The sequence below is a fragment of the Actinotignum sp. usb-actsch-rep-73 genome, from assembly GCF_059082735.1.
Window position 1 is genome coordinate 1 of the sequence record NZ_JBHNPV010000010.1, and the last position, 1,767, is coordinate 1,767.

Consider the following 1,767-nt stretch of genomic DNA (forward strand, 5'->3'; position numbering starts at 1 on the left):
ACCGCACCAAACCGCCTCCCCCGCGCCGACATCGGCGTTTACGGACTCGGCGTCATGGGGACGAGCCTCGCCCGCAACCTGGCCCATCACGGCCACGAGGTCGCCCTCTTCAACTACACGCCCGATCTCACGGAGCGCTTCGTCAACGACTACTCCCACGAGGGGCTCTTCCGTCCCGCTCGGGACATCGAAGGCTTCACTGCCTCCCTCAAGACCCCGAGGGTCGTTCTCGTGATGGTCCCCGCCGGCGCCGCGACGGAATCCGTCGTCAACCAGCTCAGATCCGTCCTCTCCCCCGGCGACATCATCATTGACGGGGGCAACGCCTTCTATCCCGACACGATCCGCCGCGAGAAAGCTTTACGGACTGAAGGGATCCACTTCGTCGGGATGGGGGTGTCCGGAGGGGAGGAGGGCGCCCTGGAGGGGCCTTCGCTCATGCCCGGAGGAGCCGACGAGTCCTACACGCGGATCGGCCCCCTCCTCGAAGACATCGCCGCCCAAGTCGACGGCCGCCCCTGCTGCGCCCACGTCGGCCCCGACGGAGCCGGGCACTTCGTCAAGATGGTGCACAACGGCATCGAATACGCCGACATGCAGGTGATCGCCGAGGCATACGATCTCCTCCGTCGTATCGGAGGCCTCAGCATCGATGAGATCGCCGAAGTCTTCCGAAGCTGGAGGCGTACCGAACTCGACTCCTACCTCATCGACATCACCGCCGAGGTCTTGGATCAGGTCGATTCGAGGACCGGCCGGCCCCTCATCGACGTCATCGTCGATCAAGCCGGTCAGAAGGGCACCGGCGTCTGGTCCTCGCAAACCGCGCTCGACCACGGCGTCCCGGTGCCAGCGATCGCCGAAGCGACCTTCGCCCGCTCCGCCTCCTCGGCGATCGCCCAGCGCACCGCCCTTCGCAATGCGGACATCACCCCGGGAACCGCCGAACGGACTCCCGCCAGCCGTGCGGCCTTTGTCGAATCCGTGCGCATGGCCCTGTACGGCGCCAAGATCGCCGCCTACGCTCAGGGCTTCCATGAGATCGCAACGGCCTCCGAACTCAACGGCTGGAACATCAACCTCGCACAGATCGCGAGGATCTGGCGGGGAGGCTGCATCATTCGCGCCCACTTCCTCGACGACATCGCCTCCGCATACGAGGACGAACCCGCCTTGCCCTCTCTGCTCACCGCTCCCGCATTCGCCTCGGCGCTTGAGAAGGCACTCCCCGCATGGCGCAGGCTCGCCGCCGACGCGATTCTCGCGGGCGTGCCCGCCCCCGTGTTCGCCTCAGGTCTGGCCTACATCGATTCGTTGAGGTCCGAGCGCCTTCCGGCTGCCCTCATTCAGGGGCAGCGCGATTTCTTCGGCGCGCACGGCTACCGGCGCATCGACGACCCCGGCACGACCCACCACGTCCTGTGGGCTGAAGAAAGGCGCCCCGAAGTCCGTCAAAAGTGACCCCCTCGGCGCCCGGGCGGGGCGCTCCCCTTATTCGAACGGAACGCTCCGCCCTCGCACCACCTGTGCGAGGTGCGCGCAGGGGACATCGACGACCTCCTGCACCGCGTGAAGGAACTCGGCGTGGGCAAGACGCGCCTCGTCCTCGTCCTCAGCGGTGAAGCGCAAGGTGACGCGCGCCTGTCCGGCCTCGATCCCGATGTCGAAGGATTCCAGACGCCGCACCCGCCGCGCCGCGGTCTCGACTTCCTGCGGAGCGCGGCCGGGATGGAGCGTCGAGACCGTGAGGCTCGTCCGGAAAGAGGG

The 1,767-nt window shown here is 67.2% G+C and carries 2 protein-coding genes; one reads left to right on the forward strand and one right to left on the reverse strand.

All coding sequences use genetic code 11. The annotated features are described in order from the left end of the window. The first annotated feature begins 30 nt into the window (after window positions 1-30). Complete coding sequence (gnd, locus tag AC5RE1_RS00640) at window positions 31-1,461, forward strand: NADP-dependent phosphogluconate dehydrogenase (protein WP_493938193.1); 1,431 nt, start codon at window positions 31-33, stop codon at window positions 1,459-1,461. Window positions 1,462-1,491: 30 nt separating this feature from the next. Here the strand turns inward: gnd and AC5RE1_RS00645 are convergent. Further along, window positions 1,492-1,767 (reverse strand): FMN-dependent dehydrogenase (locus tag AC5RE1_RS00645; RefSeq protein ID WP_493938192.1); only part of this gene is annotated, 276 nt, incomplete at its 5' end.